The organism is Kribbella sp. NBC_00359 (genome assembly GCF_036097425.1).
Lineage (GTDB): Bacteria > Actinomycetota > Actinomycetes > Propionibacteriales > Kribbellaceae > Kribbella.
The window spans coordinates 5720069-5733216 of the sequence record NZ_CP107975.1 but is presented as its reverse complement, the minus strand read 5'-3'; the positions used below and the strand labels follow the sequence as shown (position 1 = coordinate 5733216).

The window sequence follows — 13148 nt, the reverse complement described above, 5'->3', positions numbered from 1 at the left end:
AGTAGCGCCGGACGAGCCCACCCCGAGGCCGTTTCCCTTCAGGGCAACGGCTGCCAGTCGTCGTCGCGCATCCGCAGGATCACCCATGACACCGCCGCGAACCCGACTGCCTGCAGACCCCAGCCGATCAGGTCCAGCGTGTGATTGGGCACGATGATCGCCGCGACGAAGTGGATCGGCTGCGACACCATGACCGCCACCGCGGCCCACCGGCCGACGATGTGCGAGCGCCACATCGCGAGCCCGAGCACGATCGTCCCGACCACGTGCCCGACGACGAAGAGCGCGCCGGCCAGATTCATCGATCCGTGCGTCACGTCGACCGCCTTGACGATCGACGCGGGGTCCAGGCCCGCCGTTCCCGCAGACCAGGTGAACAGATCACTGGCCGCCGTCCACGGCAACGACAGATACCCCGGTACGACGAGGAACAGCGCGATCGCGGTGATCCAGGGAGCCCCTCGCCGGGTGACCTTTCCGACGAAGTACGCGCCGGGGACGAGCGTGAGGATCCCGATGTAGCCCAGCCAGATCACCAGCGAACTGCGATCCAGATTGTCGACAATCTTATTGACGATCGTCGGCACGTCGTCGACCGTGTCGTACGGCAGGAAGTACCGCAGCAAGGCGATCGCGGCCGGCCCGATCGGCAGGATCAGCGCCGCGACCCATCGCGACACCGGTCGTACGTCGGCACGCGTCGTACGCGTCATCGTCTGCGTCATCGCGCACCTACCAGCTCACGCGACGGCAGGAGCGCCGCCACGACGCCGAAGACTGTTGCCGCGACTCCGACGCCCGCGGCTGCCACCGCGCCGGCCGGCACGTCCGCGACGAAGAACGCGGGCACTGCGAGCAGCGCCGACGCGATCCGCAGCGTGATCAGCGGAGCCAACGCCCAGCGCTTTCCCTGCCAGGCGAAGACCAGAAGGATCAGGCTGATCAACCCGACCACCGACCCGCCGACGGCGATCACCATCGGCGGATGCTCGCCATCCGTCATCAGCGGCCCGAACAGGTCCACCACCGACAGCAAGCCGAGCACGACCAGACCAGCCTTGTTCATCCGAGACATCTTGCTTACCCCCTCGTCAGTTTGTTGATGGCCCCACCGTCGCGGCTCACCCCGGTACGGCGCCTGGGCGCGGGTTCCCCACAGTTCAGGCAGTTCCCCGGGCGGCGCGGGATCGGATTCCCGAGACGCCGGGACACTTCCGGGAGCACACTGCGGGTATGAACGCAGCCGTCGGCGCACCCTCCAGCCCCGCAGCGGGCCGGCGCGACAGCTCCCGCCCGGCTCGGCAGATGCTCGCGGGCGGTTTGGGCGGGTTCGCGATCGCCGAGGTGATCGCGGCCCTGGTGTTCGCCGCGGTGATCGGCTGGGGCTGGCAGGATCTGCTGGACGCGTTCGTCGTGACCAACGGGCTGATGGGTCTGACGTTCGGACTGTGCGGACTGGTGATCGCCTGGCACCGGCCGGCGAACCCGGTCGGCTGGCTGTTCATCGCCGACGGCATCGGTCACGCCACAACTGCTTTCGGTGGGACCCTCGCCCCGCTGCTGGCCGACGCCGGTGCCCCGATGACCACCCAACGGGTGATCGGCACCCTCGCGCTGGCAGCCTGGCCGTGGTCGATCGGCCTCTTCCTTCCGCTCGCACTGTTGTACTTCCCGACCGGTCGGCTGCTCTCACCGCGCTGGCGCTGGGCATCGATCGGCATCATCGTCACGGCACCGCTGTTCGTGCTCGAGATGGTCGGAAGCGGCGACACGATCGCCCCGGGTCTTCCCCGCGGCTACCTGGCCATCTCGTCGTACGACGAACTCCGGCCGCTGTGGACCGCTACCGAACTGCGCAACCTGGTCGCGTTCCTGCTGGCCATCACCTGTCTGCTGATCAGATACCGGCGCGCCGACGAGATGGGCCGCCGGCAACTCCTGTGGTTGCTGCTGGCATCCGTCATCGCAGTCCTCTTCGTCACCCCGTGGGCCTTCATCGCCGGTACGCCGATCCTCGTTCTGCTGGCGATTCCGCTGATCCCGGCGTCCGTCGCGGTCGCGATCGTGCGCTACCAACTGCTCGACATCCGGCTGGTCGTGTCGCGGGCACTGACCTGGGCGCTGCTCTCATTGGTTGCCATTGGCGCCTATGCCGCGCTGGTCGCGCTGCTCGACTCGCTCATCGCGTCCCAGGTCGGGCGGTCGGCCGCGGTCACCGTGTTCGTCGCCCTGATCATCGCGCCGGTCCTCCCCCGCCTCCAGCACCTCGTCGATCGAGCCTTGTACGGCGATCGCAACGACCCCGCTCGCGTCGCGTCGCGCGTCGGCGAGCAACTGTCCGCGGGCCTCCCCGGCGTGGTCGCCGCGATCCGCTCCGCCCTCCGCCTCCCGTATGCCGCGCTGATTGTCGACAATAAGATCGTCGCCGAGGACGGCACACCCCCAGACGCCGACGCATTGCTAGCTGCCGCACCGCAGACCGTCGAATCGCGGGCCCTCGTGCCGCTCGACCTCGAGTACGGCGGTCAAGTGGTCGGATCCCTCGAGGTCGGAGTCCGATCGGGTGAGTCGAGTCTGTCGTCGGCGGATCGCGACGTGCTCGCGCTGGTCGCGGTACCGCTTGCTGTCGCCGTGCACGCGACCCGTTTGTCGAACGAACTACAGTCATCCCGCGAGAAACTCGTCTCTGCCCGGGAAGAGGAACGCCGCCGGATCCGCCGCGACCTCCACGACGGACTCGGCCCGACGCTGACCGGCATCGCGTTCACCGCCGACGCCGCGGCCAACCTCGTCACCACGGACGCGGCCCGAGCACACGAACTCCTCGCCACCCTGCGTGCCGACACCCGCACCGCGATTTCCGACGTACGGCGCCTTGTCGACGATCTGCGCCCACCCGCGCTGGACGAACTCGGGCTGGTCGGAGCGCTGCGGCAGCGGGCGGACCAACTGTCGTTCCGTGCCGACGGGGCGTTTATCCAGGTGGACGTGTCGGCCGATGGACTGCCTGTGCTACCTGCGGCCCTGGAGGTCGCTGCGTATCGGATCGCGACCGAGGCGCTGACGAACGTCGTACGTCACTCCCGCGCGACGTCCGCCGTACTAGCGTTGCGCTGCGGAACCGACCTGGAGATCGACGTGAGCGACGACGGTCCGCCGAACGGGGCTTGGCGTCCCGGTGTCGGCCTGCATGCCATGCGGGAGCGTGCCGCCGAGCTGGGCGGGAAGTTCGAGGCCGGGCCGACGGCCCGTGGCGGAGTCGTGCACGCGAGTTTTCCCTTGGCGCACAGATGATTCGCGTCGTGCTGGCCGATGACCATCCGGTGGTGCGGGCGGGCCTTGCGGCGTTGCTGACCTCGCTGGATGGCATCGAAGTGGTCGGGGTCGCGTCGACCGGGCGCGAGGCCGTTCGTGAGGTGATCACGACGCGGCCGGATGTCGCCGTACTCGATCTGCAGATGCCTGACCTCGACGGATTCGCCGCGACGCGTGAGTTGGCGCGGTCGGCGCCGGATGTCGCCGTACTCGTGCTGACGATGTTCGAGGACGACGATTCGGTGTTCGCCGCGATGCGGGCCGGTGCTCGTGGTTACCTGGTGAAGGGCGCCGAGCAGGAGGAGATCGCCCGGGCGATCCAGGCGGTCGCCGCCGGCGAGGCGATCTTCGGGCCCGGCGTCGCGCGGCGCATGCTCGGCTTCTTCTCGGCACCACCGCCGGCGGCCGAGCCGTTCCCCGAACTCACCTCGCGCGAACGCCAGATCCTCGACCTGCTCGCCGCCGGCCTGTCCAACTCCGCCATCGCCGACCGCCTCGATCTCGCCCCGAAGACAGTCGCCAACAACGTCTCCGCCATCTTCACCAAACTAGGCATCGCCGACCGCTCCGCCGCGATAGTCCAGGCCCGCAACGCCGGCCTGGGCACGGACGGCGGCTAACGGATCGCGTTGAGGTAGCGGGTGCCGAGGGTTTCGAGGTGGTCGAGCAGGGCGGGTGGGCCGTCGACGTGGAAGTCGAGGCCGAGCATGCCGATGTAGACGGCGATGATCTCGAGCGAATCGGCGCCGGTGACGAGGACGCTCGTCCTGTCGTCGACCGACTCGACGATCCCGACCGCGGCGTGGATCCGGGACAGCACCTCGTGGGCCGGCGCGAACACCGTGATCCGGGCGTGCACCTGCCACCCGGTCGTCGCGACGTCCCGCAGGACGAAGTCGGTGTAGTCGTCGGCCGGCATCGGGCGGGGCTGATAGCGCCGGCCTGTTGCCATCCGCAACGACATCCAGTCGACCCGGTACGTCCGCCAGTCGCCGGTCTCGTCCCGCGCGACGAGGTACCAGTACCGCTGCCAGCTCACCAACCGGTACGGCTCGACCAGGATGGGCAGATCGGAGCTCCGGCCTGACCCGGCGCCACGCATCAACGCACCGGTAGGGATCGAGTAGTCGAACCGCACGTAGTGCTCGTCGCGGATGCACGCAGCGATCGTGGTCAGCGTGGCCGGATCGATCTCGGGATCCTCGACGTTCGAACCGGTGTTGTCCGGTCCCTTCGACATCGCCCGGTTGATCGCGTTCACCTGGCGCCGGAGCCGATGCGGCAGGACCTGCTCGAGCTTCGTCAACGCTCGCCCACTGCTGTCAGCCATCCCGGCGACGCCGGCGCCCGTACGCAATCCGACCGCGACAGCGACGGCCTCCTCGTCGTCCAGCAGCAGCGGCGGGAGCTTCGCGCCGACGCCGAGCTGGTAGTGGCCCGCCGGGCCGCGGGTCGCGTCGACCGGGTAGCCGAGCTCGCGGAGCCGGTCGATGTCGTTGCGAACCGTCCGCGTCGTCACCTCCAGCCGCTCGGCCAGTTCGGTGCCGGTCCAGGCCGGGCGGGACTGCAGCAGCGCCAGCAGGGACAGCAGCCGCGACGAAGTCTCCAGCAAATCCGTCTCCTAAGTAGGAAAGTAATGTTCCTATACGGATTCTACGGTAAAGCCATGAACACGAACGAGAGCATCCGGCCCTTCACCGTCGACATCGCCCAGGCAGACCTGGACGATCTGCTCGCCCGCCTCGCGCGGACGCGGCTGCCCGAGCCCGTTCCCGGCGACGACTGGGAGTACGGCACCCCGAACCACTACCTCCGCGAGATGGTCGACCACTGGCAGAACGGATTCGACTGGCGTGCCCAGGAAGCGCGGATGAACGAGTTCCCGCACTACCTGACCGAGATCGACGGCCAGACGGTCCACTTCATCCACGTCCCGTCGAAGGTCGAGGGCGCGACGCCGCTGCTGCTGGTCCACACCTACCCTGGTTCGTTCGTCGACTTCCTCGACATGATCGGCCCGCTGACCGACCCCTCGTCGTACGGCGGATCGGACGCCGACGCCTTCTCGGTCGTCGTCCCGTCGATCCCGGGCTTCGGGTTCAGTACGCCGCTCGTCGACCGCGGCTGGACGATGGCCCGGGTCGCCCGGACCTTCGACACCCTGATGCGTCGCCTCGGGTACGGCTCGTACGGCTCGCACGGCTCCGACGGGGGCGCGATGGTCTCGCGCGAGCTCGGCCTGCTCAACCCTCCTGGTTTCCTCGGTCTGCACGTGTTGCAGCTGTTCTCGTTCCCGTCGGGCGACCCGGCCGAGTTCGAGAAGTTCACGCCGGAGGACTACGCGGCGCTGGAGCACCTGAAGTGGTTCCAGTCGGTCGGTGGGTACAACGCGATCAACTCCACCCGGCCGCAGACCGTTGCCGTCGGCATCTCCGACTCACCGGTCGGGCAACTGGCCTGGAACGAACTCTTCAACAGCTTCGGCAACGGGACCAGCCTGGTCACCCGGGACCAGATCCTCACCGAGGTGTCGCTGTACTGGTTCACCAACACCTCGGCCGCGGCCGGCCGCTACCACTACGAAGAGGCGCACGCCGGCACCGAGCCGCAACTCAACAACGCGCCGACCGGTGTCGCGGTCTTCGCCGACGACTTCAAGACGATCCGTCCGCTGGCCGAGCGCGACAACACCAACATCGTCCACTGGTCGAACTTCAAGGACGGCGGTCACTACGCCGCTCTCGAACGCCCCGACGACGTCACCGCCGATCTGCGGACCTTCTTCCGCAACCTGTAACCCCCTGACCACCTCGGCCGGCTCGCTTCCCGCGAGCCGGCCCGTCAGCGTTTCCGTCGCGACGGTCTGTAGGCATCTGCTTCCCGTACGACCGCGTGGGACGCAGGGAGCCCGGGGTGCTTGCGCACCCCGGGCTCCTTTGGGCTCCACCCATCTGGAGGGACGTCCGGGCAGAGCTTCCTTCTCCGGGCCGACCTCAGGCGTTGTGATGTTGCCGCCACCAGGTCCGCTGCAGCCGAGCGCCGTACTGACATCGACAGGCGCCGTGACCACAACGAACGACTCGCTGAGCGAGGTGTTCCCGAATCCTGCACCGACCCACAGGCCGGTACTCCACCGAAGACCTCATCGCGTTCCCCCCTCGGAGATCCCCATCCCTGGCCCGCCCCTCGAACCAGGCAGTCTCCTCACGGCACGGTCGCGTGACTTCCCCCCACGCGACACCATGCGTCGCCCGCCCCCCGGCGTGCTCCGCACCAGCTCCCCGCCGGCCACGTCGCCAGAATCCCGCCTCCGACGCTACGCCCGCCCCGCCCACCGGACAACGCCTGGTTTGCTACTTCCCCTGGTGCCGACTCAAGAACGCCTCGAGCAACTCGGTCCGCTCATCGAACGTCGGTCGCTCCATCTCGATCGAGTCGTCTCCCAGCGTCACAACGATCTTCCCCGGACTCTTCCGCCGCTGAATCCAATCCCGCAGTACGGCGACCAACGTCGGCACCACCCCACCCGCCCCCACCAATGCCACCGCGATCGCAATAGACCCATCATCTTGCGCAAGCCCACCCGGTCGCTCCACCACGTCCTGAGTAGGCAACCCCTCCTCAGCCAGTTCCCTCCGCAACTGCCGAACAGCTTTCATACACCGCTTCTCATCCAGTTCCGGCTCAGGGACCACCCGAACCTCAACCCAGTGCCCTTCACCCATCTGCCACTCCCATCAGTTGCCCAAGGCCCCCTGTGGATAACTTCACTCGCGGGCGGCGCGCAAGCCCTATTCTCCTGAAGAAGCCCACCCGAGCGGAAGGACAATCCGTGGACTCCGACGAAACCCCGTACCTACTCCCCGACGGAGAACGCGTCTGGGTCATCAAGACACCCACCGCCGCCGAACTCCTCCCCCACATGCTCGAACGCTTCCGCTTCGGCCACCTGGACCCCCTGATCTTCGGCGACACCGGCGAACCAGAAGCCGTCGTCGCCCCCTTCGAACTCTGGCGAGCCCTCGACACCCGAGTCTTCGACGAAGAAGGCTTCGACACCACCTACACCATCCTTCGCGCCCGCCTAGCCGACCCCACGCCCTCGATCCCCTTGGAGCAGGTAGCCGCTGAACTCGACTGGGACCTGAACGAACCAATAGACGACTCCGACCTCCCGAAGTAGCCGACCCAGCCCTGTGGATAACTCCACTCCCCACCAGCGCCCGGCTCATATCCTGAACACGACCGCTCATCCACGGAAGGACAGCCATGGACCCCGACGAAACGCCGTACCTCCTCCCCGACGGGGAACGCGTCTGGGTGGTGTCCACCTCGGAGGCGTCAAAGAACCTGGCCAACGTCCTCAACCTCTTCCGCTCCGGCAAAGCCGAGCCCCTCATCTTCGGCGACGCCGGCCAGCCTGAAGGCGTAGTCGTTCCCTGGGAGCTCTGGCGTCGGCTCGACGCCCTCGCCGCGGACGAAGACGGCTTCGACCACGCGTACGAGCTTGCCCGCCAGCGACTCGCCGATCCGCAGCCGTCGATCCCGCTCGAGGAAGCCGATGCGCAGATCGGGTGGGATCTCGACGAAGAGATCGACGACTCCGACTTCAAGCCGCGGTGACGCAATACCGCCTCGTCCTCTTGCCGGAGGTCATGCAACGACTCGCGGCGTTGAGCCACGCCGCCAAGACACAAGGACCTGGCGGTCTGCGGACGCGAGAGTTCCACGCCCTGCAGGTCGGTCTTCGTGCCCTCGCCGACGGTCGGGAAGAGGAGTTCGACGGCAAGCGCCTCAGCTATCGCCGGCACGACCTCAGCGACTGTGCGGAGATCAAGCTCGCAGTCGTTCCCGAGACCCGCCACAACATCGAGCTCGGCCCATCCCATCGGCTCATTTACCACGAATTCGAGCCAGAGGACGGCGGGCCGCCGTACCGACAAGTGGTTGTCTTCGCACACCGCGGTGGCGACCGCCCTTTTGAAGAGGCTGCGGCCCGCCTAGGCCGCCGGACCGGCGTTCGACTTCGCGTGGTCCAAGCCGCCGCCACCCCGCAAACGAGTGCCGCCGCCCCGATCCGCCAACCGCTCCCGGCGGACCTCCGTGCCGCCTTCGCTGCAGCCGGCGACATGGCACCCGCCCGCGGAGCCGTCACCACCCAACCGACCGGCCAGAAGCGATCAGACGCACCGCGCCGAAACGGACCACCAGGCCGCGCGCTGTGACCGGGATCAGACCAGGTCAGGCGCGAGCCAGAGCTGGTCGACTGGTAGGAGTTCGACCGACTGTGGTGGGCGCAGGAAGCCGGCTGCCAGGATCGCGTCGACCGTTTCGAGGTAGTCCTTCGAGCTCAGCAAAGCCTCAGCGGTGGCCAGGTCCTGCCAGAAAGTGATCGCCGCCCGCCCGTCCTTGGTCCGCACGAAGAACACAGCCCGACACCCCGGCTGCCTCCGGAACATCGGCAACGACCGCTCCACCGCGAACGCGTCGTACTCCTCGCCCCGGCTCTCGTCCACCCCGGTCCGCCAGATCCGCGCAATCATCCGCCACTCCCTCCACCCGGTCTCAGCGTAAGACCTGATCTTCACCCGCCGGCAGCGCGGTGGTACCGGTCACCTAGCTCCCGGACCGCGGCCGCCAGCTCCGGAGCATTAAGTACGTCGAAATCCGCATCCATCAGCCCCAACCACACAGCCAACTGATGCGGATCATCCGACCCCAGCTCAACGATGCACGCGTTCTCGTCGATCACCTCAGGCTCGATCGGAATCGGCATCCGATTCTTCACGTACTCCGCCGACGCGAACACCTTCACCCGAGCCCGATACTGCCACGACGCCTCCCCCACAGACCGCCGTACGAACTCCGCCACATCCTCCTCAGGCAACTCCCGCGGCACAAACCGAGCCCCATTAGGCGTCCTGAGATTCATCCGATCCACCCGAAACGTCCGCCACGCCTCCCGACCGTTGTCCCAAGCAACCAAATACCACCGCCGCCCCCAAGCCACCAACCGATGCGGCTCCACCACCCGCGGAGGCAGCACGCCGCCGCGTGCGTCGTTGGAGTTGCCTGCTGGATTGGTGATGTCCCGCGCATCGCCCTCATCACCGCGCGGTTCCTCACCCCACACCCCACCAGACCCGCCGGCGTAGTCGAACCGCAACCGCTCCCGATCCCGAATCGCCCCCGCAATCCCCGTCAACACCTCAGCATCAACCCGCGGCCCCGCCCCACCCACCGCCACCGTCGCCGCCGAAACCGCCCGCACCCGCCCCCGCAACCGCCCCGGCAAGACCTGCTCCAACTTCACCAACGCCCGCACCGACGTCTCCTCAATCCCCGCCACACCACCAGCCGCAGCAGTCCGCAACCCCACCGCCACAGCCACCGCCTCCTCGTCATCCAACAACAAGGGAGGCAAAACCCCACCAGCCCCCAACCGATACCCACCCGCCACCCCAGACCGAGCTTCAACGGGATACCCAAGAGACCTCAACCGCTCAACATCAGTCCGCAACGTCCGCGTAGACACCCCAAGCCGCCCCGCCAACTCCGGCCCGCCCCAATCCCGCCTGGCCTGCAACAACGCCAACAACCGAAGCAACCGAGCCGACGTCTCCAACATCCTGCCATCGTCCCACCGATCGCGGAAGAGAGCCTTCCGTGATCCGAACGCACGACACCTACCGCCCTACCGCGCCGATGGTGGCGATTGCGGTCACTCCAACGGCGCGACGAGGCCTGATTGACTCGGCTTACGCCTCGGCGGATGGCGCCTATAGGTCGGTGTCGATGTTCAACACAGCGAGACCCGGGGTCCAGTTGAGCAAGCAACGCGGCTGCGTTCTCAGCCAAGCGCCGGGCAGACTTCGCTCGGAGGTCGACACCATTATCATCAATCCCCAGGGAGACGTCGACGCTGGCTGGATGGACCTGCCCTCCGCGAGATAGATGTCTGACCAGCTCCGTATGAATTCTTCGACTTGTGCGCTGAGTCGACGTCCGACTTGGATCTCGCCGTACTGGTCAGGGGACAAATACCCACCATCTGCGCTGATGCGGCACAGCTGCCCTGGCCGTAGAGAAGATCGATCCTGTGAGCCGCGCCGCGGCCAGGTGAACACGGCACGCGACAACTGAGCCCTGGTCTGGTAAGTATCTGAACGTGATGGTCGGCTCCTTTGACAGCGAGCTCCGCGACGCCGCTATGTCATGGCTTGCTCTACGCGGTGACCGGCTGCTGACGGCCGTAGAGCTGGCAACGTTCGAGTTCAGAGGCCAACGGATACCCCTGCTGGACCCGCAGCCGCGGCATACGGAAGCCAGCCGTCCTCGATGCCGCGCTCTCCTTCCGCACGACCTACACCCCACCTGGTCGAACGCCGCCCTACGCCGACGCGGCTGGCGTTGATGGCCTGCTCAGATATAAGTATCGCGGCGGTGACCCGAACCACTCTGAGAACCAGGCATTGAGGCGTTGCTTCGACCGACAACTTCCCCTCATCTGGTTTCTCGGCATTGATTCGGGCAAGTACATCGCACAATTTCCCGTCTATCTCGTACATGACGAAGCTGATCAGCTGCAGTTCGTGGTCGCCGCCGATCCAGTTCAGCGCTTCCTTCCGCATGGAGAAGAAGCCACCGAGGACAGCCGCGACTACGCGCAGAGACTGACAAGCCTGCGGATACATCAACCCGTGTTCCGCGCGCGAGTGCTACAGGCGAACGGCGGCAGTGCGCAATCTGCAATCTGAGACACACGGATCTGCTCGACGCGGCCCACATCCTGCCGGACGGCCACCCAATGGGGCGCCCCATCGTGCCAAATGGCCTCGCCTTGTGCAAGATCCATCACGCAGCCTTCGATCGAAACATACTCGGCGTCAGACCCGACCTCGTCGTCGAGATTCGTCCTGACATCCTTGGCGAGGTCGACGGCCCGATGCTGAAACACGGCCTACAGGAGATGAACGGCGTCCAACTGTCTGCACCTCGCGCGCGCACCGCCCGCCCCGCGAAGGACAATCTTGCGGAGCGGTATGAGACCTTCCGTACTGCCAGCTGAGCCGGGCGGATGCCCGAAAGAGCGACAGTCTGTCGAGGGGTCGAGCAGCCCCGACGAGGCCCGTACGCACCCATCTCAGTCTCGCGCGAGGACGGACGCGATTCTTCCGGCGGCTTCGCTCGCACTCTCGTGCTCCCAAACTCGGATCACCCGCCATCCACGAGACTCAAATTCCAAGTCGGTCCGGCGATCGCGTTCCTTGTTTGATTGAATCTTCCGTCGCCACCACTCAGCATTATTCTTCGATGCAGTTGCATGCTTCGGGCATCCATGCCAAAAACAGCCGTCTACGAACACTAATAGACGGTGACGAGTGAACACGATATCGCCACGAGATCGAAGGTTGGCTTCCGGCGCATAGTCCACGCGAAATCGCAGGCCAAGCGCATGCAATTCGGATCTAAGCGCCAGTTCGGGTTTGGTATCGCGCTTGGCTTGAATCCGCATCCTGCGCCTGATGGCATCATCCAGCGGCTCAGGCATCTCGACCTCAAGACATCTCGGCCACATGATCGGACAAGGCAGAGCGAAACTCGTCACCGCCAGCTCGAAGTTTGCTAGCGCTGAGTCGTTTTGCGAATCCCGCTGTAGCGGTTCTCGAAAGTGGATGCATTCCATTGATTCTCAACACGTCTGTCAATCGCTGCCGACGCTTCCGCAACGGCACCTCTGACAGGAACCATGCTTCGCGCCGACCAACGATGCCGGCTGCGGCCGCCGGCCATCTCTTGACGTCCGCGAGCGGTTTCGTCTCGACCTCGACCGGCTCACCAGGTTCATGTAACCGCTGTCCGAGCCACTTCGCCACATTGACTGTCACCGCGTTGCCAACGAGTTTCCAGCGATGTCCTTCGCGTTCGACATGATCGGTCCAGCCAGCAGGAAACCCTTGGAGTCGCTCTGCGGCTCTGATATCAGGCCTTACTATCGCCTTGCCCGGCCTCTCCTGTGGTAACCAGACGGCAGGAGGCGATGGAATTCCGAGCTTCGATCCACCCTTGAGTGTCGGCACCGCGTCCGGCGCCCAACCAACACCACGGTTTCCCTCTGTCCAGTAGAAGCCATACGCCGACGGCGAATCGACCCGTCGCATTGACGGCCCTGCCTCATCAGCGAATAGCACTTGACGTGGGTCCTCCATCTTGGACGCCACAACGATTACTCTCCGGCGACGCTGAGCTACACCTGAGCTCTGCGAGTCGACGGTCCGATATGCCCAATTCCATCCTTGAGATTCAAGCCAGCCAGTGATGAAAGCCATGGCTTGGCCACCATGGAGGGCGAGCATGTTAGGAACGTTCTCCAGCACCAGCCACCTCGGCGAGGCGCTGTCGACCAATCGGAAGACCTCGCGCACAAGGCCCGACTCGTTGCCGTCGATTCCAGCCACCCTACCGACCTGGCTCAGATCGGTACAGGGGAAGCCGGCCGTTACGATCTCTACTGCTGGCAGAGCCTTGAGCTCGACTATGTCGCCCACGATCGAGACGCCAGGAAACCTACGCGCCAGAGTCGACGCGGCGTGCTCCCAGGCGTCGCACAGGAGGTCCACCTCGAATCCCGCGGAGGCAAGGCCCTTCTCGAAGCCGCCAATTCCGGCGAATAGTCCTGCCACGTGCCCAGCAGGCATGGGATCCTTCCCTGAGTCGGCGACCGACGTTGGTCGCGAGTCAACGTTACGAGGTCAGCTTTTAAGGAGGCAACGGTACACGCTGGGCTCGACGCCCGACTCCTCGATTTGAGCGTGCTCAAGCAGACTGCTTGA

General features: G+C 66.1%; 16 protein-coding genes. 7 read left to right on the top strand and 9 right to left on the bottom strand.

Annotated features, from left to right (window positions below):
- Positions 1-38: 38 nt before the first annotated feature.
- Together OG876_RS28015 and OG876_RS28010 are read right to left on the bottom strand one after the other, a co-directional pair.
- The gene (locus tag OG876_RS28015; protein ID WP_328519624.1) at positions 39-725 is read right to left on the bottom strand and encodes a hypothetical protein; all 687 of its coding nucleotides are present in this window, start codon (positions 723-725) and stop codon (positions 39-41) included.
- Positions 722-1066, bottom strand: coding sequence for a hypothetical protein (locus OG876_RS28010; protein WP_328519623.1), 345 nt, complete (start codon positions 1064-1066; stop codon positions 722-724). The genes OG876_RS28015 and OG876_RS28010 overlap by 4 nt, the downstream gene beginning before the upstream one ends.
- A 167-nt stretch (positions 1067-1233) precedes the next feature.
- Here OG876_RS28010 and OG876_RS28005 point away from each other — a divergent pair, with 167 nt between their 5' ends.
- Positions 1234-3294: a sensor histidine kinase gene (locus OG876_RS28005; RefSeq protein ID WP_328519622.1), complete on the top strand. Its 2061-nt coding sequence runs from the start codon at positions 1234-1236 to the stop codon at positions 3292-3294.
- Entirely contained in the window at positions 3291-3935 is a 645-nt protein-coding gene (locus OG876_RS28000) for a response regulator transcription factor (protein WP_328519621.1), read from the top strand. The genes OG876_RS28005 and OG876_RS28000 overlap by 4 nt, the downstream gene beginning before the upstream one ends.
- Here OG876_RS28000 and OG876_RS27995 read toward each other — a convergent pair.
- The gene (locus OG876_RS27995; RefSeq protein WP_328519620.1) at positions 3932-4927 is read right to left on the bottom strand and encodes a helix-turn-helix transcriptional regulator; all 996 of its coding nucleotides are present in this window, start codon (positions 4925-4927) and stop codon (positions 3932-3934) included. The genes OG876_RS28000 and OG876_RS27995 overlap by 4 nt on opposite strands.
- 54 nt (positions 4928-4981) lie before the next feature.
- On the opposite strand from OG876_RS27995, the gene OG876_RS27990 reads away from it, so the two are divergent.
- Positions 4982-6112, top strand: coding sequence for an epoxide hydrolase family protein (locus OG876_RS27990; protein ID WP_328519619.1), 1131 nt, complete (start codon positions 4982-4984; stop codon positions 6110-6112).
- A gap of 556 nt (positions 6113-6668) precedes the next feature.
- Here OG876_RS27990 and OG876_RS27985 read toward each other — a convergent pair.
- Complete coding sequence (locus OG876_RS27985; RefSeq protein WP_328519618.1) at positions 6669-6974, bottom strand: effector-associated constant component EACC1; 306 nt, start codon at positions 6972-6974, stop codon at positions 6669-6671.
- 173 nt (positions 6975-7147) lie between these two features.
- Here OG876_RS27985 and OG876_RS27980 point away from each other — a divergent pair, with 173 nt between their 5' ends.
- The 3 genes from OG876_RS27980 (at position 7148) to OG876_RS27970 (ending at position 8540) form a co-directional block, all read left to right on the top strand.
- Positions 7148-7498 (top strand): hypothetical protein, encoded by a 351-nt coding sequence (locus OG876_RS27980; protein ID WP_328519617.1) that lies wholly within the window; start codon positions 7148-7150, stop codon positions 7496-7498.
- Positions 7499-7584: 86 nt separating this feature from the next.
- A complete protein-coding gene (locus tag OG876_RS27975) occupies positions 7585-7938 on the top strand; it encodes a hypothetical protein (protein ID WP_328519616.1) in 354 nt (117 codons plus the stop codon).
- Positions 7939-7970: 32 nt separating this feature from the next.
- On the top strand, positions 7971-8540 hold the full coding sequence (locus OG876_RS27970; RefSeq protein WP_328519615.1) for a hypothetical protein: 570 nt from the start codon (positions 7971-7973) through the stop codon (positions 8538-8540).
- A gap of 6 nt (positions 8541-8546) precedes the next feature.
- Here OG876_RS27970 and OG876_RS27965 read toward each other — a convergent pair whose 3' ends face one another.
- From OG876_RS27965 to OG876_RS27955, 3 genes are all read right to left on the bottom strand, one after another.
- Positions 8547-8858: an antibiotic biosynthesis monooxygenase family protein gene (locus OG876_RS27965; RefSeq protein WP_328519614.1), complete on the bottom strand. Its 312-nt coding sequence runs from the start codon at positions 8856-8858 to the stop codon at positions 8547-8549.
- 41 nt (positions 8859-8899) lie between these two features.
- Entirely contained in the window at positions 8900-9943 is a 1044-nt protein-coding gene (locus tag OG876_RS27960; protein ID WP_328519613.1) for a helix-turn-helix transcriptional regulator, read from the bottom strand.
- A gap of 646 nt (positions 9944-10589) precedes the next feature.
- Entirely contained in the window at positions 10590-11009 is a 420-nt protein-coding gene (locus OG876_RS27955; RefSeq protein ID WP_328519612.1) for a hypothetical protein, read from the bottom strand.
- A 50-nt stretch (positions 11010-11059) separates the two neighbouring features.
- Between OG876_RS27955 and OG876_RS27950 the strand changes: the two genes are divergently transcribed.
- Positions 11060-11383 carry an HNH endonuclease gene (locus OG876_RS27950; protein WP_328526970.1) on the top strand — a complete coding sequence of 108 codons (324 nt, stop codon included), beginning with the start codon at positions 11060-11062 and terminating at the stop codon, positions 11381-11383.
- Between the two features lie 75 nt (positions 11384-11458).
- Here OG876_RS27950 and OG876_RS27945 read toward each other — a convergent pair whose 3' ends face one another.
- Both OG876_RS27945 and OG876_RS27940 read right to left on the bottom strand, forming a co-directional pair.
- Positions 11459-11866, bottom strand: a complete 408-nt coding sequence (locus OG876_RS27945; RefSeq protein ID WP_328519611.1) for a very short patch repair endonuclease — start codon at positions 11864-11866, stop codon at positions 11459-11461.
- 7 nt (positions 11867-11873) lie between these two features.
- The gene (locus OG876_RS27940) at positions 11874-13013 is read right to left on the bottom strand and encodes a DNA cytosine methyltransferase (protein WP_328519610.1); all 1140 of its coding nucleotides are present in this window, start codon (positions 13011-13013) and stop codon (positions 11874-11876) included.
- Between the last annotated feature and the right edge of the window lie 135 nt (positions 13014-13148).

What these genes read in the sequence shown, in the direction of transcription:
- OG876_RS28015 (WP_328519624.1), bottom strand. Translation starts at nt 725, where the DNA reads ATGACGCAGACGATGACGCGTACGACGCGTGCCGACGTACGACCGGTG.
- OG876_RS28010 (WP_328519623.1), bottom strand. Translation starts at nt 1,066, where the DNA reads ATGAACAAGGCTGGTCTGGTCGTGCTCGGCTTGCTGTCGGTGGTGGAC.
- OG876_RS28005 (WP_328519622.1), top strand. Translation starts at nt 1,234, where the DNA reads ATGAACGCAGCCGTCGGCGCACCCTCCAGCCCCGCAGCGGGCCGGCGC.
- OG876_RS28000 (WP_328519621.1), top strand. Translation starts at nt 3,291, where the DNA reads ATGATTCGCGTCGTGCTGGCCGATGACCATCCGGTGGTGCGGGCGGGC.
- OG876_RS27990 (WP_328519619.1), top strand. Translation starts at nt 4,982, where the DNA reads ATGAACACGAACGAGAGCATCCGGCCCTTCACCGTCGACATCGCCCAG.
- OG876_RS27985 (WP_328519618.1), bottom strand. Translation starts at nt 6,974, where the DNA reads ATGAAAGCTGTTCGGCAGTTGCGGAGGGAACTGGCTGAGGAGGGGTTG.
- OG876_RS27975 (WP_328519616.1), top strand. Translation starts at nt 7,585, where the DNA reads ATGGACCCCGACGAAACGCCGTACCTCCTCCCCGACGGGGAACGCGTC.
- OG876_RS27970 (WP_328519615.1), top strand. Translation starts at nt 7,971, where the DNA reads ATGCAACGACTCGCGGCGTTGAGCCACGCCGCCAAGACACAAGGACCT.
- OG876_RS27965 (WP_328519614.1), bottom strand. Translation starts at nt 8,858, where the DNA reads ATGATTGCGCGGATCTGGCGGACCGGGGTGGACGAGAGCCGGGGCGAG.
- OG876_RS27960 (WP_328519613.1), bottom strand. Translation starts at nt 9,943, where the DNA reads ATGTTGGAGACGTCGGCTCGGTTGCTTCGGTTGTTGGCGTTGTTGCAG.
- OG876_RS27955 (WP_328519612.1), bottom strand. Translation starts at nt 11,009, where the DNA reads ATGTATCCGCAGGCTTGTCAGTCTCTGCGCGTAGTCGCGGCTGTCCTC.
- OG876_RS27945 (WP_328519611.1), bottom strand. Translation starts at nt 11,866, where the DNA reads ATGCCTGAGCCGCTGGATGATGCCATCAGGCGCAGGATGCGGATTCAA.
- OG876_RS27940 (WP_328519610.1), bottom strand. Translation starts at nt 13,013, where the DNA reads ATGCCTGCTGGGCACGTGGCAGGACTATTCGCCGGAATTGGCGGCTTC.